Raw genomic sequence first — 20900 nt, 5'->3', positions numbered from 1 at the left:
CCTCTAAGAGTTTTTTCGCTGACTAAATGTGGATATTTAGGTCAGTTACTTATTTATGGAATCATAACAATATTGACACATTCAGTAGTTAGTGTGTTCTTATCTTCAAAAAAACCACTAATCATAGCTAAGTATCTGTAAAAAGGATAATATTTATGGTAATTTTTTTGTGATTTACAGCGGGTTTTTGATGAATAGACCACAGTAGGGTGGGTATTGTAATGCCCCCACTACAAATCTACCCAGATGTAATTCGCTGTAAATGTATTTAATAACAAAAAAATGGGGATACTCATAAGTAACCCCATAAACTTTGACACAAACACTGCTGCTTTAAACTTGAACTGCTAACTTTGCTTCTTTAGCTGTTAACCGCTCATAAGCAGCACGCATTTTTAAACCTGTAAGCACTTGGAACAAACCAGTACCATTATTGGAGCCTGGATACTCACGGTGCTGGAGTAACAAGTGAGTCATCTCACCTTCATATTTGGTGGATGTATTGCTGAGATGATTTTCGATATAAATTATTTCTTCGAGGTTGTCAAATTGACCATCTACCTCTAGTACTGAGACATAGCGGCCATAATAGACATCTGAACCGTAGTACAGTTGCATACCAGGGTAGGAACAGGTTAATTTGCGTCCGCAGGGAGTCCAATTAATTGTTGAGCCTTCATCAAAGAGGTAGGTTGGCTCAAAGCCTTCCTTACCTTCCCGCTGGAGCATACGCACTCGTAAGACTTTGCGTTCTGTATCGTTTTTAATCAAGTTTGTAGGTAATACCTGAAGAACCACATCAGCAAATTCTCTTTGTGGTTCGATAAATTTATCAAAGTCAGGTTTACGGGAATTGATTTGAGCTAGGACATCTTCGTAACGATGACCGCGTTCAGCCATATCTCGCTGGATTTTCCAGGCAATTTTGACTTCATCGCTAATATCAAAATAAACGCTAAAGTCAATAAGCGATCGCACCCGTTCATCATATAAAGGATGTAGCCCTTCAATAACCAAAATATGATTCGGTTCCACCCGCTCTGGCGGATCAATCAAGCCGGTTTCGTGGTTGTAAATCGGCTTATCAATCGCTTGACCATCTTTGAGCGCTTTAATTTGCTCATACATTAAGTCAAAATTGTTCGCCCTAGGGTCGAGTGCAGTTATCCCTGTTTCTTTGCGCTGTTTGCGATCAAGAGAATGATAGTCATCCAAGCAGATGACTGTCATTAAATCTTCACCAAACAAGTCTATCAAACGACGCAAAAACGTAGATTTACCACACCCAGAGTCTCCTGCTACTCCAATCAGTACCACGCGTTCCGGCTTACTTGTCATAAATCTCCTCTAAAAATACTAAAGTTGTGTCAATCAATAATTTTTCACACAGCAGATTTTGAAGCCAGGAGTTTACCCCTTTGGTTTGTCCTGCGTTCTTTCTATCCAGCACGGCGATGAGACATCAGACGGGTAGACAACAAAGTAATACTTGTTACTCGTCAGACTAGTTCTGAAATTCGGTGCTGGTAAGTATTTAATCCTAGTGGTACATTTAATTTTAACAGAAGGGGGTATTCCATACAATATTTGCTGTCAGGAATAATCTATGTGGTTCGCTAATCATTTTGATAATTTAGTTGTTAATTTTAAAATAGCGAACATTATCACCTGTAATTGATGTGGCGATCCCCATTACTGGATTGTAACTCTATAAATCAAGTCCGTAAGGTATAATTTTTCCGGCAGCAACTTTTTTGCTGCTTCAAAAATTTAATTGGCGATCGCCCAAAACTTAAGATATCAAAATCTAGAATCTATCTAAGGAATGAACTCTTAAGTTAGATGAATGACACTGTTGTGATTGAATCTTTAGATCTGCTCAAATCTAAGTATGAGCAATATGACAAGGTAGTAATAGAGGTTGACAGATTTTTCACATCAAGTAAAACTTATTATAGTTGCTTAGATGACGCTTCCTTCTATCATCATGTTTCTAGCTGGGTTTTTCTGGTCGTGTAATTGACCATGAGCAGGATACAAACATAGCTAATAACATTGTGGGAAGCTACTACAGTTGAGAAAGTAGAACCAATCGGCAGAAAACTTTCTGGGATTGGCATCCTCCGAATACAAGCGTCCAAATTAGGTAAGTACAACGACAGTCTTTGGAGGCACAATGAAGGGCGGGTTCTGTCAATCAAAGCGGTTCTCCTACAATGTCTGCCATTGCAATTTACCAGTTGGGTAGTTAAAAAGTTATCTCTTGATGGAAGTCGTAGTTAACGAAAAAAAGATTAAATTGACTCATTATTAACATTCTCCAGAAGACTTATCCTTTACCTTAGAAGGTGAACAGGTGTGTTTTTTGCAATGCCTGCATGTCTTTGGTGAGTGTACTTAGCAAGGCATTATTTAATGATGCCGTTTTTCCAGGGAGCCAGTTTTGTGAAACGAAAATCCGGTAAACTAAAGCTGGCATGGGATGGGAATAGTTTTTTGAAAAACGGTTAAGTAAATATCGGAGTGGTAGAACGAATGTACAATCAAGGTGCTGTTGAGGGTGCTGCCAATAAAGAATTAGGTAGCCGTGTCTTCGTGTACGAAGTGGTGGGTCTGCGTCAGAGCGAAGAAACTGATCAAACGAACTACCCAATTCGTAAAAGTGGCAGTGTGTTCATCAGAGTGCCTTATAACCGCATGAATCAAGAAATGCGACGGATCACTCGCCTAGGCGGCAAAATTGTTAGCATCCAACCATTAACTGGTCTAGAATCGGTCAATGGAAAAGCCTCATTTGGAAATGCTAACAGCGAAGTAAGCGAGTTAGCCACATCTGGGGAGACTGCTAACAGTGAGGGGAATGGTAAAGCCACACCTGTGAATACTAACAGTGAAGTGAAAGGCTTCGCTCAATCACCTGTTGAAGAACAGCCCAAGAACAAGGACAAAAAAGGCAACACCATGACTCAAGCGAAAGCCAAAAAAGACGCCCACGGTGACGTTCCTGTCAACATTTACCGTCCCAATGCTCCGTATATTGGCAAGGTAGTATCTAATGAACCGTTAGTCAAAGAAGGTGGGATTGGTATTGTTCAGCACCTCAAGTTTGACATTTCCGGCGGAGATTTGAAGTACATAGAAGGTCAAAGTATCGGTATTATTCCGCCAGGAGTGGACAAAAACGGCAAGCCTGAAAAACTCAGACTGTACTCAATTGCCTCAACTCGTCATGGCGATGATGTTGATGATAAGACAGTATCATTGTGCGTCCGCCAATTAGAGTATAAGCACCCAGAAACCAACGAAACAGTCTATGGTGTTTGCTCTACTCACCTGTGTTTTCTCGAACCAGGAGCAGATGTAAAAATTACAGGGCCGGTGGGTAAGGAAATGTTGTTACCCCAAGACCCCGATGCCAAAGTGATCATGATGGCAACTGGAACAGGTATTGCGCCTATGCGGGCTTACCTATGGCGGCAGTTTAAAGATGCAGAAAGAGCAGCTAACCCAGAATACCAATTTAAGGGATTTTCTTGGTTAATATTTGGTGTGCCGACAACCCCAAATATTTTATATAAGGAAGAACTGGAAGAAATTCAACAAAAATATCCTGATAACTTCCGCCTTACTTACGCTATTAGCCGTGAACAGAAAAACCCCCAAGGCGGCAGAATGTATATCCAAGACCGCGTAGCAGAACATGCAGATGAATTGTGGCAGTTAATTAAAGATGAAAAAACCCACACATACATCTGCGGTTTACGGGGTATGGAAGATGGTATCGATGCAGCATTGACTGCTGCTGCCGCTAAAGAAGGTGTAACCTGGAGTGATTACCAGAAAGAACTCAAGAAAGCCCATCGCTGGCACGTAGAAACTTACTAAGTGCGGAGTGCTGAGTTCTGAGTTCTGAGTTTGTAGGGTGGGCGTTGCTCACCCTACAATTGTTTTATATGAACGGCTGGGGAAAGAGTTCTAAGTTCTGAAAGTTAAAGTACTAAGTATTGATAACTAGTTGGCAACTCAGCACTTGTTTTGGCTGAGGAAAGAGCTCTAAGTTCTCAGAGGTAATGTACTAAGTACTTGTAACTACTCAGCACTTCAAAACTCAGCACTCAGCACTAAATTTGTGAAATTGGGTGCAAAATTTGTGGGCGTGAAGCTAGGAATATTAGGATTAGGCACTGTAGGAACAGGTACAGTGCAGTTATTGCAAGATGGGGCTGGGCGTCACCCTTTGTTGCAGGAAATAGAAATATATCGGGTGGGAGTACGATCGCTCCATAAACACCGCGCAGTAGAATTATCTACAGAAGTACTAACTACAGATTTAGAAGCTATTGTCAATGACCCGGCGGTAGATATAGTTGTGGAAGTCATGGGTGGGCTAGAACCAGCGCGATCGCTGATTCTCAAAGCTCTCAATAATGGCAAACATGTAGTTACCGCTAACAAAGCTGCGATCGCCCGCTTTGGCGCGGAAATCTTTACTGCTGCTAATCAAGCCGGGGTCTACGTCATGCTAGAAGCCGCTGTAGGTGGTGGTATCCCAGTGATTCAACCCCTAAAGCAGTCCTTAAGTGTTAACCGGATTAACGCGATTACTGGCATCGTTAACGGTACGACTAATTACATCCTGACGCGGATGCAAACAGAAGGCAGCAACTTCAGCGATGTCTTGGCTGATGCTCAACAGTTGGGTTATGCGGAGGCTGATCCCACCGCCGATGTTGAGGGCTTAGACGCAGCAGATAAAATTGCCATCCTGGCATCATTAGGCTTTGATGGACGCATCAACCTGCAAGATGTCTATTGTGAAGGCATTCGGCAAGTCAGCAAGACAGATATTGCCTATGCTGAAAAATTAGGATTTGTGATTAAATTGTTGGCGATCGCTAAACGCAATATCTCATCTTTTTCATCCTCCCTCTCCGTCAGAGTGCATCCTACCTTAGTACCTAAAGCACATCCATTGGCTAGCATTAACGGCGTTTATAACGCCATTCTTGTCGAAGGGGAACCCATTGGACAAGTGATGTTTTTCGGGCCTGGTGCTGGTGCTGGTGCAACCGCCAGTGCAGTATCATCTGATATTTTAAATCTAGTTGCTGTTCTTAAAACTAAGACAGTAGATCCAAATCTCTTATTAGCTTGTGGGCATCAAGAATACTGTCAAATTGCGCCAATGGCAGAACTGGTAACTCGGTTTTACGCCCGTTTCCTCACAAAAGATCAACCTGGAGTTATCGGTAAATTAGGTACTTGCTTCGGCAACTATAACGTTAGCTTAGAGTCAATTGTCCAAACTGGTTTTCAGGGAGAGCTAGCAGAGATTGTGGTTGTTACTCACGATGTCCGAGAAGGAAACTTTCGCCAAGCTTTAGCAGAAATTCAGAGTCTAGAAGCGATAGACAGTATTCCCAGCTTACTACGGGTACTTTGAGATTTACTACCACTCAAATAAGTGGTTTGGTTGGAGAATGAGTGTTCTAAATTAGTAAGAATATACAAAATTACCGCACCGCGATCGCGTTTTAAAATTTCAGTCAGCAATCGGTGAGGACAAAAGAGGGGGGTGGTGTAAAAGAGTCATCTATGGCTTAATTTGTTTAGACACATTTACTGCTACCAGGGTAATTACGATGACAAATAGACCTCCGTCCGAATCGGAGTCATCCCAAAGAACTGCCCTTGGCTTTGATGAATTTATAGCCATTCTGGTTGCTTTTGCCACTATTGGAGTGATTTTGTTTTGGTCATCTTCCCGTAAGGATTCTAGTTGGAACTTAAACAGGCTGTTGTCGCCTTCACCTACGCCAACTAAAAGCATTCAGCCAAATCAAGTTTTGCCCTCTTCTACGCCCATAGAACCAAATACAGCTCCCAACTTCCAAGGCTCACCGTCACCTCTACCCGGTGCTGTTGTTGAACCCAACACAACTTCATCCCTAACTGATAGCGCGGCTCCTCCTCCCTTGATGTGGCCATCCATTAACGTAACGCCAACTCAATCCCCACAGGGAAAGACGCCTGTGTTTCCCTCAAAAAGCTTTGAGCCACCAGTCATAGCAGCAGCATTGCCATTAGTAACTCCGGCAGAGAAAAAATCAACTATTCCGCCGCCAATTGCATTTAACGATGTGCCTGAAAACTTTTGGGGTCGGCGTTTTATCAACGTTCTTTCTTCTCGTGGTATCCTCAAGGGGTTTCCCGATTATTCTTTTAGACCAAATCAGCCTGTAAACCGCGCTGAATTTGCTGCCATACTGCAAAAAGCTTTTGACCAAAAACTGAGTAAAACCACAACAGCATTTAGAGATGTACCAGTAAAATTTTGGGCAAATCCAGCAATTGACCAAGCCCTCAGTACCGGATTTTTGAAAGGCTACCCGAATAAAACCTTTAAACCACAACAAAAGATCTCGCGGGCGCAAGTTTTAGTTGCTCTGGCTAGTGGGTTGAACTTAAAAACACCCGCTTCCCCAAATCAGGTTTTGAGTAGTTATAAAGATGCCAAAAATATTCCACAATATGCTGTTGGCAAAATAGCAGCTGCTACAGCAAATCGTCTTGTAATTAACTACCCAGACTCACAAATCCTGGCTCCCAACAAAGAAGCTAGCCGGGCTGAAGTAGCGGCGATGGTTCATCAAGCTTTGGTACACCTAGGGAAATTAGACACAATTCCATCTCAAAGCATTGTGCGATCGCCAAACATATCTATACCCCTACGAGACAAGCTCCGTGCAACATCTCGTAATCCTACAGTACAGCAAGCTCCGCGTAGTGTTGACAACAGAAAACGAGAAGGACTCTCGCAGACTCCAAAGGAGAACCCTGAAGGTAACGTATCTTCAGAATCGCCTTAGTAAGCTTGATAGTAAAAGTGGTCAAGATTTTGAATTCTCTTGACCACTTTCACACTTGTGTTTTACTAAATAGCAGCAATCAAAAAACGCATTAGAGATTAAAATAGCGCTCTGTACTGCATGAGCCAGAAATTAGACTTCTGGTATTTTGCCGACAACTTGTGATTTGAGGGTTGTAATTTCACTAGTCAACTCTTTCCTGGTTGAGGCTTTGAGTAAATAGCGGTAAACAAACCACGCAGAGTAACCAATACCAATCAACTCGAAAGTAGGAGCTACCAAGGGGATATCATTCAAAGCATCCAATATTGCCAACAGCACCTTAACTGCGACAATCGCTCCCACAATTAACCCAACGCTAATTAGGGGCTGCTTGTATTGATTAAAGAAAGCTCCTAGGTATTCGGGCAGTGTCGCCAAAAATCTAGAAATTTGTTCACCGTATTTTAGCCATTCATCTTGAGGCGCGGAAGCCTGAACTTTAGTAATGGTTCCCGTTTGGTTGTTAATCTCTGGCACTGTTGCCTCTTTTGACTTGGTTTCTGTAAATTCCGGTTCTTGCATTTTCACTTCCATAATTTTGACAGTTGAGTTTCTCTAATCTGGATAATTACAACCAAAAAGCCGTTGATTAGGCAATGCACTTGTGCATCAGTACAACTGGGTTTGGGGTACAAAAAGGTTATAGTGTCCTATAACCATAATTGTCCCGCAACCTCCACTGCATCAACTACAAGGTAGAAAGCCAGTAGGAGGATAGAAGTCAGAAGGCGGCAGAATGTATTAAAATTAGCTTTCTGAGTTCGGTTTCTTGGGAATCAACTGTAATCCTCAGGTTGTGATTATCTCATACGGTGTCAATTGCTCATAATCGTACTCATCGCAGTAGAAATTAGGCGAAAATCAGTTCACCTCTCATTTATACAAGCCTAAAAGCTGATTTTATCCGATATTAAAGCTATCTTAAGCCTGGTTCGCCAATTAACTTATTCGTATTGATATTAATACGTAATGAAAGTTTTTCTGTACTCATATACACTAGACTTTAAAAAATTTTTATGGTATATGATACTGCCTTGCTGAAGACTAAAGACTAGCTTGCCTGTAATCTAAACAAAAAAACGTATGATGACGCCTCACACCCTAGTCCTGGTCATTACCAATATCTTTTAAATCTAATGAAGTAATTAGGCTTATACTCAGCACACGGGCTAAACCATAGCTATCCGCGCTTCAGCACGGGCTACGCTAACAGTATGCTACAAATCATGGCGATCGCTAGATAAACTCTGTTAAAGGGAAAATTTCAGTCCCCCAAGCTGGACTTAAGCTATTAGCTCAGAACTTCAGTTATGGGCAGGATGTCGGTCAACGCGACATGACTGTTACAAAAATATGGGTAATGACAAGCCCTTTTAGGGGTGGGATGCGCTTAACCCTTGTCTTTTTTTCCTGATCGGATTAGTTTTATAAAGAAGCAGTAAAGTAGATTAGTGTCATTCTCAATGGAGAAAACTCACTGTTATCAACTGCATATTAAAGAAAGTGCCAAGGAGGAGACAGTTTCAGGAGAGTCTCTACTGTATGTAACTATGTAGTTGCCTAAAGCAGTGAATTCTGTTCGCCGCCAGCAAGTGTGCTTCCTAAAATTGCGAACAAAACCATTTAAATATGATAAAGGTCATGCCAATTATCTAGTAAGCAATGATTTGCGCTTGCTATAAAAGTAGATAATGTAGATGTTAATCACCAATTGAAGTGATTGCACAGCTAAGCTAATTTGGTAATTTTTGCGGGAGGGCAAGGAGATTTGAGGGATGCCAACTCAAAAGCCAAACCCTTTTGACAGCAGTTCAGAAAGCAAAAAAGTGTCAGCGGAAGAGCTATCAACAGACGAACTCCCGACTATAGAATTTCCCTCACGAGGGAAACTCAAAGCCAGTTCTTGGCGCATCCATCAAAAAATTGGCTATGGGTACTTTGTAGCAATTGGCATTGGATTTTTCGGATCACTGACTGGGTTGGTAATTGCCAACTACTATCGGGGACGAGAAGTCGTACAATTAAATCAAGCCCATGAGCAAGGACAACTCCTGAGAAATTATCAAGATGCAATAGTAGGGGCACAATTGCACAGCTCTAACTTGGTTGCTGTGTTAGAAGATTCAAAGCAGCTGCAAAGCAAAAAAGCTGAATTTATCAAAAGTTTTGAAAGAGCTAAACAATTAGAGCCAGAAATTTCTGGGTTTATCGACAGCAAGCCCCGGAGATTAGCTGCAACCAGCTCTACGTTACAGACTTTATTGCAGGATAACGCGACTAACTTAAAATTATACGTTGATCAAATCGAGGCTGTTTTACAGAAAATTGATCATCAGCAAGTGCAGCCAGAGCAGATTTATTTTGCACGGGAGCAGTTGTTAAAAATTATGCGTGGTCAAACAGCCATGCAGTTAGAGCAGCTTTCGGCAAAATTGACTAATATCCTGCAAACTGCTGAAGAACAAGAGCAGGGAAGGCAAAAAGCTCTTGAGCAGGCAAAAATAGTTGAAAGATTAATTGTGATGGTGAGTATGGTGGTGTCAGTGGCGATCGCAGCCATTGTAGCTTGGCGGACTAGTCGGGCGATCGCAGAACCAGTAATCACTGTAACTCAAGTGGCTGAGCAGGTGGCGAGGAAATCTAATTTTGATTTGCGAGCTCCTGTTACCACAGAAGATGAAATTGGGTTATTAGCAAAATCTCTGAATCGTCTAATTGAGCGGGTATCTGAGCGAACTAAAGAATTACAACACGCCAAAGAATTAGCTGAAGCAGCTAGCAAAGCCAAAAGCAGATTTTTGGCAAATGTCAGTCACGAGTTACGCACGCCGTTGAATGCGGTGATTGGTTTAAGCCAACTTCTAGAAGACGACGCAACCGATCTCGGTTTATCGGGAGACTTTATCACAGACTTAGAAACAATCAACTCTGCTGGTAGACAATTACTGGAACTAATTAATGACATCCTCGACTTGTCAAAAATTGAAGCGGGGAAAATGACTCTCTATCCTGAGACGTTTGAGATTGCAACACTGATTCATAATGTCGTCCTCACAGTCAAGCCGGCTATAGAAAAAAATGCCAATGTCTTAGAAGTGGATTTTGATGAGCGACTTGGTACTATGTACGCTGATCAAACTAGGATGCGGCAGGTGTTGTTAAATTTACTGAGCAATGCTGCTAAATTTACCACCAACGGCAAGGTAATGCTGACAGTCAAGAGCGAAAAAGAAGACTTACTACCAGAGGCTCCTTTTGGCATCATTACTTTCACCGTCAGCGATACAGGTATAGGTATGTCTCACAATCAACAGCGACAATTATTTCAACCATTTACCCAAGGGGATACCTCAACTACGAAAAAGTATGGTGGTACTGGACTAGGTTTAGCAATTAGCCGCCACTTCTGTCAGATGATGGGGGGTGAGATTATTGTCAAAAGTCAGCCGGGAGTTGGCTCTATTTTTACTGTTCGCCTACCAATGACTGTGCAAGAATAAAGGCGTAATTTGTAATTTGTAATTTGTAATTTGTAATTCGTAATTCGTAATTCGTAATTCGTAATGACGCTCCTGCGGACGCTCGTTCCTCGCTATCGCTTCGCTAACGCTAACGCTGCGCTAACGTAATTCGTAATTCGTAATGACTCTCCTACGGACGCTCGTTCGCCTTTGGCGTGCCGTAGGCAAGACTCGCTACCGCTTCTCTATGAGAGGCTTCTCTACGAGAGGCTTCGCCAACGCCAACGCTAACGTAATTCGTAATTTTAGCCATGAGGACTTACGTGTTGAGATAAAGACTAGAAAATGCCCTTTTAATGATCAGCAAACTATTTCCAGTTTTTATGAAACTGTAGAAAGATTTAATAAGTTAATAATTAGTGTTTAATTACCCATGTTTTTGCTATCATGTTTGTGCCTGATTGACTTGCTTGAGTAACCAAAATGCACAGCCAATTCCTATAAATAGAGCAGTATTCATCAAAATACTAGCTTGAATTACAAAGATATCAAGCGGCTCAATAAGCTGACGAGATTGATAAATAGTCATTCCTGGAGAGAGAGTTATTACTTTGACTAAAAGTGCCCCAACAATTACTTGCGTTGCAATTAAAGTTAGTAACACCCCGACGAAATGAATAGTAATTCCAATGTGTAAATCTCGAACTACTTCCTTGCGACTAGGATAAATACCTGGTTCGGATACTTGTAAACGTTGTGCAAGACGAGTGTAGTGAAAAGTCCAGTAAACGCCCAAACCTAATGCACCTATTCCACCAACAGTAGAAAGCATCCCTAGCCCAGATTTGAGATTAATATTGAAATTCGGGTCAGCGATCGCAAACAATAGAATTAAAATACTTACAGCAGCCAAAACTAACTGTAACCAAAAACAAAGCCAGCTTACTTTCTTAAAAACACCAACAATTTTTTGTCTAGCTTTTAATCCAGAATGAAGGTCATTTTTATCAATCATTGTGTTATGTGTTTACAAAACATTAGGATATTTTTTATTTTTCTGATGTGTTTAGCATCTAACTTTCATCATACTGATGCGTACATAATTCCATCTATCTTGTGACATAATTACAGATATAAATTGCAAAAATAAAATTACCGACTTCTCTAACTCGACTTTAGAGTAAAGATGAGCGAGGGGACTTAAAAAGCCGGACAAAAAATAAAGGGATGCCTCTAAGAATAAGCACCCCAGTAACGGAAGAGGAAAAAAGCACAACCAATTTTCATCTTCCGATATTGATGTTTTTGCACAACTCAAGGAATTAGTAATAAGTAAATATTTACACTATGTACAAAAAATAGAAGAGATAATGATCATGCTGGTGCGCCAAATCGTCAATATCTATGTCAACTGCACAGTTTTTAATCAACTGTCTGAGCTTATCCCAATCTGAATCTTCCTGCGTTGCTGGCTCAGGTGTGTATTCTTCTTCTACAAATACGATTGATTATAACTGACTCCCCCTCACGCCCTTCAATTGGTTCGCTAGGATGAACCACACCGTTTTGAAATGTACCTTTGACTGATAGCACAGCTTTTTGTTGCTTCTATATAAATCATGATAGAGTACCATTCTGGTTCACAATATTGCCACATTATCTTTATTGACCAAGTTTCGTTAGGATATTGTAACCTGGGCAATAGCAACTCTCTATTGATGTGACGCCAGGCGTAGGCGTAGCCCGTCAGTCATAGCGCAAAGTCGAGCCAGTGCGTTGGACGGATTCCCCGGCTTAAAGCAACTGGCGTCGGAGCTGCGGCTTCCGCCGTTAGCTTGCGGAGTGCGAGTCTGCGAGCGTCTCTGTTAGCGCAGCGCTAGCGTTAGCGAAGCGATAGCGAGGAACGAGCGTCCGCAGGAGCGTCACTTTTCAAGACAGACATCGCTTTTTCACATCTATGACAACAACCATTGACTTTCTCAGTCACCTTAACCCTAGCCAACGCCAAGCCGTCGAACACTACTGCGGCCCATTGCTAGTTGTTGCTGGTGCAGGTTCCGGTAAAACACGAGCGCTAACTTATCGCATTGCCAACCTAATTCTTAAACACCGAGTGAATCCAGAAAATATCCTGGCGGTGACGTTCACCAACAAAGCTGCACGGGAAATGAAAGAGCGGATTCAAAGGCTGTTTGCTGAACAATTGGCAATGAAAGAACACGGTCAGCGGTTAGATTTGTTGCCAGAATATGAACAAACTAAACTGCGATCGCAAGTTTACAAAACTACTATCAAAGATTTGTGGTGTGGTACTTTCCACAGTCTATTTTCTCGGATTCTCCGCTTTGATATCGACAAATACGAAGACGAAAAAGGACGCCGCTGGAATCGTAATTTTTCTATCTTTGATGAATCTGATGTTATAAGCTTGGTTAAAGAAATCGTCAATAAACAGCTAAATTTAGACGATAAAAAGTTCGAGGCTCGTTCTGTCCGCTACGCAATTAGTAACGCTAAAAACCAAGGTTTATCACCCCAAGAATTTGAGCGAGAACAACCCAATTATCGCGGACGAGTAATTTCTGAAGTTTACAGCTTATATCAAGATAAGTTAGCAGAAAATAACGCACTTGATTTTGATGATTTAATTCTCACACCAACTAAACTGTTTCAACAAAACGAGCATGTATTAGGTTACTGGCATCGCAAATTTGGCCATATCCTTGTAGATGAATATCAAGATACTAACCGCACTCAGTACGACTTGATCCGCTTGTTGGTGACAAATGGTGAAGACAGAAAGAGCGAATGGGAATGGCAGAATCGCTCAGTTTTTGTTGTAGGTGATGCGGATCAGTCTATTTATAGTTTTAGAATGGCAGATTTCACCATTTTGCTGGAATTCCAAAACGACTTTGGCGATGGTTTGCCAGATGATGATACCCGCACGATGGTAAAACTTGAGGAAAACTATCGCTCTTGTGAAAATATTTTACAAGCGGCTAACGAACTAATTGAAAATAATACCCAACGAATTGATAAAGTTCTCAAACCTACACGTGGGGCGGGTGAGGAAATTTATTCCCACAAAGCCGATAATGAACTAGAAGAAGCCGACTTTGTAATTCGTCAAATTCGCACTTTAGAACACCAAAACCCAGAATTAAACTGGGGTAGTTTTGCCATACTTTATCGAACAAACGCCCAATCTCGCCCGTTTGAAGAATTATTAGTAAAATATCAAATTCCTTACACAGTTGTGGGAGGAATGAAGTTTTACGATCGCAAAGAAATTAAAGATGTCATCGCTTATTTAAGAGCGATCGCTAACCCAGCTGATACAGTTAGTTTATTGCGAGTTATCAATACTCCCCGGCGAGGAATTGGCAAAACCACGATTGACGCTTTGGTGAACGCCGCCCAGCAATTAGGAACAACCTTGTGGGAAATACTTAGCGATGAAACATCAGTTAATACATTAGCTGGACGAGCAACTAAAGCTGTGAATAGCTTTGCCGAGATGATTAGCCGTTGGCAAGGACAAGTCGCCACGGTTCCCGTAACTGAGGTTTTGCAAGGAATATTAGAAGACTCTGGTTACGTCCAAGACTTGATGAATCAAGGCACAGATGAAGCCACAGATCGAGTACAAAACGTCCAGGAACTTTACAACGCAGCACTGCAATTTCAAGAAGAAAACGAAGAGGTTTCCTTAAGAGACTTTCTCAGTAGCGCTGCCCTAAGTTCCGATTTGGATAATTTGAAAGAAGGACAAACAGCCGTTTCACTAATGACTTTGCACGCTTCCAAAGGGCTGGAATTTCCCGTAGTGTTTTTGGTGGGATTAGAACAGGGACTATTTCCCGGCTACCGTTCCCTGAGTGATCCTGCATCTTTGGAAGAAGAACGCCGCCTGTGTTATGTAGGTATTACTCGCGCTCAAGAAAGGTTATATTTATCACACGCTCGTGAACGCCGCTTGTATGGTTCACGTGAACCTGCAATGCGATCGCAATTTCTTGACGAATTGCCCGAAGAATTATTAACTGCTCAACAGATGAGCCGTCAAACTTATACCAAAACTGCATCTGCACCTAATGGGAAGCAAAGTACAGCCCAAAATTGGCAAGTAGGCGATCGAGTATTACACAAAACTTTTGGTGTTGGTGAAATAACTCACGTTTTCGGAACTGGTAATAAGATGTCTGTGGCGATTAAATTTGCCAGTTTGGGGCAAAAAATCATCGACCCCAGAGTAGCGCAATTGCAAAGAGTTGATTAATGAGTATTTTCAAAAATAGTTAGTAATTATAGCACAAAACGGTATCTCCCATCTGACAGCGAAGCGAAAGACGGGGATACGGCAAGCAGAGCCATTAGGGAAACCTTGCGCGCGCAAGAGCAAAGCCCTTAGCAAAAAAAAGGATTGGATGGATCAGGCGAGCAAGTCTATCTTCGGTTTTGTGTTGACGTTGTATATACAAAACTTGTATAGTCTATAGTAAGGGCAGTGAAGGACATGATCAATGCAACCGCAATTCTCCGAATCAGCTAATCGCAACCGTAATATAACCATCAACATTCGGGCGCATCAGACGCAGCGGGATTTGATTGACCATGCTGCCGAGGCTTTGGGCAAGAACCGTTCAGATTTCATGCTGGAAACAGCGTGCCGGGAAGCCGAAGCAGTATTGCTGGATCGTCGGCTGTTTGTGCTGGAAGAAGATAAATTTCATCAGTTTATGGAACTTCTTGATACACCACCTTCCAGCAATGAAAACCTTCGCAAAGTGCTAACCACCAAAGCACCTTGGGAGTGACGGCATCAGGCGAACACAATCAGCCCATGCAGGCTCCCCAACCTATCAGCGCAGGTCATCAGCTAGAGGATTTTTATTCTGGCAGCCTTGAATTGGATGACTGGTTGAAAAAGCGCGCGCTGAAAAACGAAGGTGGGGATGCTTCCCGAACTTATGTGGTGCTGGTTGGAGAAAAAGTCATTGCATATTATTGTCTGGCAACCGGCAGTATTTTGAGCAGCATTGCATCGGGTAGAGTTCGCCGCAATATGCCTGATCCGATTCCGGTGATGGTGATTGGGCGGCTTGCTGTTGATCAGCAATGGCAGGGCAAAGGAATCGGCTATGCTCTAATACGGGATGCAGTTCTTCGCACGCTACAAGCCGCAAAGATTGTCGGCATCCGTGCCATCCTGGTTCATGCCATTTCCGAAGAAGCCAAGCAGTTCTATGAAAAGTGCGGTTTTACGGCTTCCCCCGTCGCCCCGATGACGTTGATGGTGACAGTAGCAGATGCCAAAGCGGCTTTAGGTATTGAGGAGTAATACCGTTGCGCCAAACTCTTTTCATCTCTTCTTATTTATTGGCGTACTTGGCGTACTTGGTGAACCAGCGCTCTCCGGCGGGAAACTCGCCGGAGGCGACTGGTGTTAGCGTAGCGTAAAGCCTGCGGCATGGCTACGCTTAGAGCGACGTCTCCCCCTGGGAGAAGGAGCGTCACCCGGAGGGCGTTAACCTTCAAGAAGCCGCTCCGCGTCTACGTTTTTGATTTATTGTGCCAAGTTGTAAGAGCTAATCAAAAGCAGACTTGACATAAGAAACTGCAAAAGGTGTAATTTTTTGAATAAGATTATTAACTACCTCTTGCTCATATTCAGTCCAAATTCTCGGATGACCAAAAACGCAGGGTTGTAAAATACCCCAGAGTTGATTATCTTGGCGGATATGAGCATGAATAAGAGCGCGATGCCCAAAATTTTCTTGTTCAAATTGCCGATTTAAAACTTGAGAATCGGCAATTTCAACGTCTTCTACAAAAATGGAAGGTTCAGCACGCAGCGCAGCGGCAAACATCGGATCTTCCTTTGGTAAAGATGGTGGTTGCGCTTCCCAATTTTTATTGTAGACGGTGGGTATATCTGGAGCGCGAACCCAACAAAAGGCAACTCTACCGAGGTTTGTTTGGGGATTATGTAGGTAGAGAAAACAGCGATCGCACTGCAAAAACTCACCCACAGCTGGCAACAGCGCAGAAAATAGGGCATCTGGTGCTTGATGCAATTCTACAATATTGGCGATCGCGAGTGGAAGCTCTTGCCGATTCATGCTGATTTCAATTGAATAATAGCTCGATCAAAAATCCGATTATTAGTGCCAATACCGTTTATTTCTATTCTATCTGGGTACACTTCATACGCAGCAAAACTCAAGTTTTCAGTAGAATATTCAGTCCATTCTGAACGTCCTACAGGACGACTACCCGCACCTGCACCGCAAACTAGATAAGTTGTCCCATCAATAACACGAGTGCGCTCATAATTGTGGTCATGACCATTGATGTAAAGTTGGACACCGTATTTTTGAAACAGTGGAGTAAAATCTTTAACAAAAGTTTGGTTGACCCCGTAGTGACCCGATGAATAAACCGGATGATGACCAAACACTACTTTCCAAGTTGCTTTACTCAGACTTAATTCTTGCTCTAACCAAGGTAATTGATTTTGCCAATCAGCATTACTGTTAGTATCTAAAGCAAAAAATTGCAAGCGATCACGTTTAAATGTGTAGTAACGTCGTCCATTCATATTAAAGCCAGAATAGCGAACTTGCGGATCACCATTAGCAGTCCGAATATCGTGATTACCTAAACAAGCTTGAAATTTCACACCTTGCTTGAGCAAAGCTTGATAGGGACGCTCAAAAACTGCGCCGATTTTCTCAATTTCACCGTTGTTATAAATATTGTCTCCAGCTAAAACTACTAAATCATAGGGATTTCGCTTGTGATAAAAATTCATTGCTCTAGCCACAGCATACTGTCCTTTAGCCCCAGTCCCCGTATCTGCCACAGACACGAAACGCAATAGCAAGTCTTTTTTGGGTGGGTTAGCAGCTATTTCTGTTAAATCAGTAATATCGGCACTTTGACTGTTTTGATGAGCCAACATCCAGCCTAAAAATCCGGTCCCAATGGCGCTGAGGCTACCTAAAAATAAAAATTGACGGCGTTTCATGTTCATAAATTCACCAAATTCAATAAATAGTCAGTTTAGCCGAAGCAATGTGCAACGAAGTGATACATTAAGGCTGTAGAGACAATACCTATAATAATTTGCATTATTTGTTTTTGATTCGCTGCTTTTGGTGAAACCATGTCACAAGACAATCAGAATTCACAACCGCCTTCGTCTCCTGAAACCGAAGCGAATCAGTCTCCTCAAGAACCCTACCAGAGAACTCAACCAATTTGGAAGTCTAAAATTATCCAGATTCTCCGAGGGACAATTGGGGTTTTGGAAGCGACAGTAGAGAAACTGGAAACAGCGCCACCAGCTGGTACTGAAGAAAAGCCTAGTTTTTTCCAGCAGTTGCAATTGAGGTGGGGTGGACTGTTAAGGACAATCCGCTTATTTTTGCCATCAAATTTGTCAACAAAGTTATCAGATACAGGTTTGACAGCCATAGTTGCTGTTATTGCTGTAGTGATAGTTTGGACAACTGCAACTGTCTTTAGTAGTAAACCTGTTGAAGTAGCAACAGTTCCCCCAGTTGAAGAAGTTCCTGTACCCACATCTACAATAACTACTCCACCGGAGTCAGCAGCACCGGAACCACAGCCATCACAGCCACCAGAAGAAATTACACCTTCACCAGAACCAGAAACTCCACCGTCACTACCGGAACCAGAACCAGAACCAATTCCCTCGCCAACGCCGACACCAATCTTAGAATTGACACCAGAACAAACCTTGATTGCAGCCATCGAAAATCAAGTAGCAGAAATTAGCGATCGCTTTGCCTCTGGTCTGATAAAGTCAATTCAAGCCAATTTCCGCACCAGCAATCTAACTCTCAAAATTAGCAACGATTGGTATACTCTCGAAGAATCTCAACAGAACAAACTAGCCACCGAGATATTACAGCGTTCTCAAGAACTAGATTTTACCCATTTAGAAATTCTCGACTCTCAAAATAGGCTGATTGCTCGTAACCCAGTTGTCGGAACTGAGATGGTGATTTTTAAACGGCAAACGACGAGTTAGAAGAGGAGTGGGGGAGTGGGAGAGCACAGGAGCAGGGGAAGCCGGGGAAGCAGGGGGAGAGAATAATTAATGACTAATGACTCCTGACTCCCATCTCCCATCTCCCATCTCCTGGCTCCCATCTCCTGACTCCCATTTCCTGTCTCCTGCTTGCCAAGGTAATAAAAATGAGCAGTGCAACAAAATATCGACGCGGCGATCGCACATTTAACATTAAAATACCTAAGCTGTTTGTAAGTTGGCAGCAAATATTTGGAGAAGCACGCACCCGAATTTTATTCTGGTATTTGCTGATTTTGGTGATCACGTTTCTCATCGCCATTCCTGCATTTCGCTACCAACTATACCAGCGCATTGATGAACGCGTTCGCCAAGACATGGTAGAAGACATGGCAGCTTTCAAGGCGTTGATTAAGGGTGAAACGTTTGCTCCAGACGATGCACTTACAGAGGATGATCCAGAAGACTTAGTGATTAGTCCAGAGCAGTTGAAGTGGTTGCTCTCTGGAAAAAAACAAATCGCTCCTCCAGCCTCCAAAGAAGATTTAATGCTGCTTTTGAGAGCTTATCTGTTGTATCGTCTGCCAGAGGATGAATCCTACTTTATCACATTTATTGATGGTGAGTTTTACAAATCTAGTCCCAGAGCACGCCCCAAACCACTGGCGAAGGAATCATCACTCATGCAACGATGGGCCAAACAAACCCAACCAGAGCAGGGAGAAAAAGAATTCTCTGACCCTGATGTTAGTAAAGTTCTTTACATGGTGGAACCGATTCAAATTAATGGAGAAACACAGGGGGTCTTTGTCATTGCCCATAGTGCAGCCGGTGAGCGTGCAGAGGCACTGGAATCAGTCTCCGTAATTATTGAGGTTTCCAGCTTAGTGTTTGTGGTGTCGTCAGTTCTGGCGTGGTTAGCTGCGGGGCGGGTGCTGGCTCCCTTACGAACAATTACCACTACTGCTCATGCCATCAGTGAAACAGATTTGACTCAGCGCTTGCCTGCGCGAGGTCAGGGAGAACTGGGAGAACTAGCAACGACATTCAACGAAATGATGGACAGACTAGAGGCAGCCTTTGCTACTCAGCGGGAATTTGTCAACGACGCTGGACACGAGCTGCGGACTCCCATTACCATCATTCGCGGACATCTAGAATTGATGGGAGATGACCCCCAAGAGCAAGAGGAAACCTTGACACTGGTCATCGGAGAACTAGACCGGATGAGCCGTTTGGTCGATGACATGATTTTGCTGGCAAAAGCAGAACGCTGGGATTTTTTGCAATTGGCGACGGTGAATGTGGCAGAGTTAACCCAAGAGTTATTTGCTAAAGCCCAAGCACTGGCAGAGCGAGACTGGCAACTAGACTCAGTGGCAAAGGGTCAGATTATAGTCGATCGCCAAAGAATTACTGAGGCTGTGATGAACCTAGCACAGAATGCAACTCAGCATACTGAAGAGAGTGATACTATTTCTATAGGTTCTACGATCGCTAAAGGAAAAGTACGATTCTGGGTACGCGATACAGGCGAAGGAATTCCCCTTGTCGATCAAAAACGTATTTTTGAACGCTTTGCCCGGACTACCAACAGTCGCCGTCGTTCCGAGGGTGCTGGACTAGGTTTATCCATTGTGCGAGCGATCGCAGAAGCTCACGGTGGGCAAGTATTGCTTCGGAGCCAATTAGGAGCTGGTTCGATGTTTACCATCGTTTTACCACTTGATCCCCCACAGGAAATAAGTGCTCATGCCCAACATTCTCATCGCTGAAGATGAACCCAGGACTGCCTCATTTCTTGAGAAAGGATTGCGATCGCAAGGGTTTACAACCGCAGTTGTTGCCGATGGGCTGCATGTGCTGGATGTAGCACAGAGTGGAACCTTTGACTTACTAATTTTGGATCTGGGATTACCTGGAAAAGATGGATTTCAGGTATTGGAGGAACTGCGCGGACAGGGAGAAGATTTACCTGTGATTATCCTTTCTGCTCGGAGTGACATCCACGACAAAATTGCTGGATTAGAAGGAGGAGCAGATGATTATGTCACCAAACCCTTCCGATTTGAAGAACTTCTAGCGCGGGTAAGGGTGCGTTTACGAAGTGCTAAACCTATCAGAGATGCCCAAGAGTTTGTTCTCAAAGCAGGTAAAGTAGAGCTTGATCTGCGAACTCGACAGGTAAAAGTAGGCGATCGCCTTGTAGAATTACCTGCTCGTGAATTTACAATGGCAGAAATGTTTTGCCGTCATCCAGGACAAGTTATCAGTCGGGAGCAATTACTAGATTACGTTTGGGGCTACGACTATAATCCAGGTTCTAATATTGTCGATGTCTATGTCGGTTATCTCCGCAAAAAACTAGGCAGCAACGTGATTGAAACAGTTAGAGGAATGGGTTATCGCCTGCGAAGATGAGAACTTTCTCATGTTTCTTTTCTTGCGATTACATCAATGATTATC

17 protein-coding genes are annotated in these 20900 nt (G+C 42.9%); 11 read left to right on the top strand and 6 right to left on the bottom strand.

Going from position 1 to position 20900, the window contains the following annotated elements:
• Positions 1-333 precede the first annotated feature (333 nt).
• The gene (locus tag FNW02_RS10970; RefSeq protein WP_191757576.1) at positions 334-1338 is read right to left on the bottom strand and encodes a phosphoribulokinase; all 1005 of its coding nucleotides are present in this window, start codon (positions 1336-1338) and stop codon (positions 334-336) included.
• Positions 1339-2055: 717 nt separating this feature from the next.
• On the opposite strand from FNW02_RS10970, the gene FNW02_RS10965 reads away from it, so the two are divergent.
• The 4 genes from FNW02_RS10965 (at position 2056) to FNW02_RS10950 (ending at position 6869) form a co-directional block, all read left to right on the top strand.
• Positions 2056-2283: a hypothetical protein gene (locus FNW02_RS10965; protein WP_191757575.1), complete on the top strand. Its 228-nt coding sequence runs from the start codon at positions 2056-2058 to the stop codon at positions 2281-2283.
• Positions 2284-2535: 252 nt separating this feature from the next.
• Complete coding sequence (gene petH / locus FNW02_RS10960; RefSeq protein WP_191757574.1) at positions 2536-3885, top strand: ferredoxin--NADP reductase; 1350 nt, start codon at positions 2536-2538, stop codon at positions 3883-3885.
• A 265-nt stretch (positions 3886-4150) separates the two neighbouring features.
• Complete coding sequence (locus FNW02_RS10955; RefSeq protein ID WP_191757630.1) at positions 4151-5443, top strand: homoserine dehydrogenase; 1293 nt, start codon at positions 4151-4153, stop codon at positions 5441-5443.
• A 199-nt stretch (positions 5444-5642) separates the two neighbouring features.
• Positions 5643-6869 (top strand): S-layer homology domain-containing protein, encoded by a 1227-nt coding sequence (locus FNW02_RS10950; RefSeq protein ID WP_191757573.1) that lies wholly within the window; start codon positions 5643-5645, stop codon positions 6867-6869.
• A 132-nt stretch (positions 6870-7001) separates the two neighbouring features.
• On the opposite strand, the gene FNW02_RS10945 is transcribed toward FNW02_RS10950, so the two are convergent.
• Positions 7002-7445: a CAAD domain-containing protein gene (locus FNW02_RS10945; protein ID WP_191757572.1), complete on the bottom strand. Its 444-nt coding sequence runs from the start codon at positions 7443-7445 to the stop codon at positions 7002-7004.
• Between the two features lie 1241 nt (positions 7446-8686).
• Between FNW02_RS10945 and FNW02_RS10940 the strand changes: the two genes are divergently transcribed.
• The gene (locus tag FNW02_RS10940; RefSeq protein ID WP_191757571.1) at positions 8687-10411 is read left to right on the top strand and encodes a sensor histidine kinase; all 1725 of its coding nucleotides are present in this window, start codon (positions 8687-8689) and stop codon (positions 10409-10411) included.
• 151 nt (positions 10412-10562) lie between these two features.
• Here the strand turns inward: FNW02_RS10940 and FNW02_RS39525 are convergent, their stop codons facing one another.
• Together FNW02_RS39525 and FNW02_RS10935 are read right to left on the bottom strand one after the other, a co-directional pair.
• Positions 10563-10685 (bottom strand): hypothetical protein, encoded by a 123-nt coding sequence (locus FNW02_RS39525; RefSeq protein ID WP_263627729.1) that lies wholly within the window; start codon positions 10683-10685, stop codon positions 10563-10565.
• A gap of 132 nt (positions 10686-10817) precedes the next feature.
• Positions 10818-11387, bottom strand: coding sequence for a DUF3611 family protein (locus tag FNW02_RS10935; RefSeq protein ID WP_191757570.1), 570 nt, complete (start codon positions 11385-11387; stop codon positions 10818-10820).
• Between the two features lie 942 nt (positions 11388-12329).
• Between FNW02_RS10935 and pcrA the strand changes: the two genes are divergently transcribed.
• The 3 genes from pcrA to FNW02_RS10920 all read left to right on the top strand — a co-directional run bounded on the left by pcrA (position 12330) and on the right by FNW02_RS10920 (position 15716).
• Positions 12330-14654: a DNA helicase PcrA gene (gene pcrA / locus FNW02_RS10930; protein WP_191757569.1), complete on the top strand. Its 2325-nt coding sequence runs from the start codon at positions 12330-12332 to the stop codon at positions 14652-14654.
• A 244-nt stretch (positions 14655-14898) separates the two neighbouring features.
• A complete protein-coding gene (locus FNW02_RS10925) occupies positions 14899-15192 on the top strand; it encodes a type II toxin-antitoxin system TacA family antitoxin (protein WP_191757568.1) in 294 nt (97 codons plus the stop codon).
• Positions 15189-15716: a GNAT family N-acetyltransferase gene (locus FNW02_RS10920; protein WP_348535387.1), complete on the top strand. Its 528-nt coding sequence runs from the start codon at positions 15189-15191 to the stop codon at positions 15714-15716. Before FNW02_RS10925 ends, FNW02_RS10920 begins: the two co-directional genes overlap by 4 nt.
• 247 nt (positions 15717-15963) lie before the next feature.
• Here FNW02_RS10920 and FNW02_RS10915 read toward each other — a convergent pair whose 3' ends face one another.
• Both FNW02_RS10915 and FNW02_RS10910 read right to left on the bottom strand, forming a co-directional pair.
• Positions 15964-16497 carry a GAF domain-containing protein gene (locus FNW02_RS10915; RefSeq protein ID WP_191757567.1) on the bottom strand — a complete coding sequence of 178 codons (534 nt, stop codon included), beginning with the start codon at positions 16495-16497 and terminating at the stop codon, positions 15964-15966.
• Positions 16494-17411 carry a metallophosphoesterase family protein gene (locus tag FNW02_RS10910; RefSeq protein WP_191757566.1) on the bottom strand — a complete coding sequence of 306 codons (918 nt, stop codon included), beginning with the start codon at positions 17409-17411 and terminating at the stop codon, positions 16494-16496. Before FNW02_RS10910 ends, FNW02_RS10915 begins: the two co-directional genes overlap by 4 nt.
• A 132-nt stretch (positions 17412-17543) precedes the next feature.
• Between FNW02_RS10910 and FNW02_RS10905 the strand changes: the two genes are divergently transcribed.
• The 3 genes from FNW02_RS10905 (at position 17544) to FNW02_RS10895 (ending at position 20855) form a co-directional block, all read left to right on the top strand.
• On the top strand, positions 17544-18434 hold the full coding sequence (locus FNW02_RS10905; RefSeq protein ID WP_191757565.1) for a hypothetical protein: 891 nt from the start codon (positions 17544-17546) through the stop codon (positions 18432-18434).
• A 167-nt stretch (positions 18435-18601) separates the two neighbouring features.
• Positions 18602-20209, top strand: a complete 1608-nt coding sequence (locus FNW02_RS10900) for a sensor histidine kinase (RefSeq protein WP_191757564.1) — start codon at positions 18602-18604, stop codon at positions 20207-20209.
• The gene (locus tag FNW02_RS10895) at positions 20187-20855 is read left to right on the top strand and encodes a response regulator transcription factor (protein ID WP_191757563.1); all 669 of its coding nucleotides are present in this window, start codon (positions 20187-20189) and stop codon (positions 20853-20855) included. Before FNW02_RS10900 ends, FNW02_RS10895 begins: the two co-directional genes overlap by 23 nt.
• The last annotated feature ends 45 nt before the right edge of the window (positions 20856-20900 follow it).

It is taken from the genome of Komarekiella delphini-convector SJRDD-AB1 (assembly GCF_014831675.1).
GTDB lineage: Bacteria > Cyanobacteriota > Cyanobacteriia > Cyanobacteriales > Nostocaceae > Komarekiella.
The sequence above is the reverse complement of the archived record's forward strand: the minus strand, read 5'-3'. Positions and strand labels throughout refer to the sequence as shown.

What these genes read in the sequence shown, in the direction of transcription:
- petH (WP_191757574.1), top strand. Translation starts at nt 2,536, where the DNA reads ATGTACAATCAAGGTGCTGTTGAGGGTGCTGCCAATAAAGAATTAGGT.
- FNW02_RS10905 (WP_191757565.1), top strand. Translation starts at nt 17,544, where the DNA reads ATGTCACAAGACAATCAGAATTCACAACCGCCTTCGTCTCCTGAAACC.
- FNW02_RS10940 (WP_191757571.1), top strand. Translation starts at nt 8,687, where the DNA reads ATGCCAACTCAAAAGCCAAACCCTTTTGACAGCAGTTCAGAAAGCAAA.
- FNW02_RS10935 (WP_191757570.1), bottom strand. Translation starts at nt 11,387, where the DNA reads ATGATTGATAAAAATGACCTTCATTCTGGATTAAAAGCTAGACAAAAA.
- pcrA (WP_191757569.1), top strand. Translation starts at nt 12,330, where the DNA reads ATGACAACAACCATTGACTTTCTCAGTCACCTTAACCCTAGCCAACGC.
- FNW02_RS10925 (WP_191757568.1), top strand. Translation starts at nt 14,899, where the DNA reads ATGCAACCGCAATTCTCCGAATCAGCTAATCGCAACCGTAATATAACC.
- FNW02_RS10910 (WP_191757566.1), bottom strand. Translation starts at nt 17,411, where the DNA reads ATGAACATGAAACGCCGTCAATTTTTATTTTTAGGTAGCCTCAGCGCC.
- FNW02_RS10915 (WP_191757567.1), bottom strand. Translation starts at nt 16,497, where the DNA reads ATGAATCGGCAAGAGCTTCCACTCGCGATCGCCAATATTGTAGAATTG.
- FNW02_RS10945 (WP_191757572.1), bottom strand. Translation starts at nt 7,445, where the DNA reads ATGGAAGTGAAAATGCAAGAACCGGAATTTACAGAAACCAAGTCAAAA.
- FNW02_RS10950 (WP_191757573.1), top strand. Translation starts at nt 5,643, where the DNA reads ATGACAAATAGACCTCCGTCCGAATCGGAGTCATCCCAAAGAACTGCC.
- FNW02_RS10895 (WP_191757563.1), top strand. Translation starts at nt 20,187, where the DNA reads ATGCCCAACATTCTCATCGCTGAAGATGAACCCAGGACTGCCTCATTT.
- FNW02_RS10900 (WP_191757564.1), top strand. Translation starts at nt 18,602, where the DNA reads ATGAGCAGTGCAACAAAATATCGACGCGGCGATCGCACATTTAACATT.
- FNW02_RS10970 (WP_191757576.1), bottom strand. Translation starts at nt 1,338, where the DNA reads ATGACAAGTAAGCCGGAACGCGTGGTACTGATTGGAGTAGCAGGAGAC.
- FNW02_RS39525 (WP_263627729.1), bottom strand. Translation starts at nt 10,685, where the DNA reads ATGGCTAAAATTACGAATTACGTTAGCGTTGGCGTTGGCGAAGCCTCT.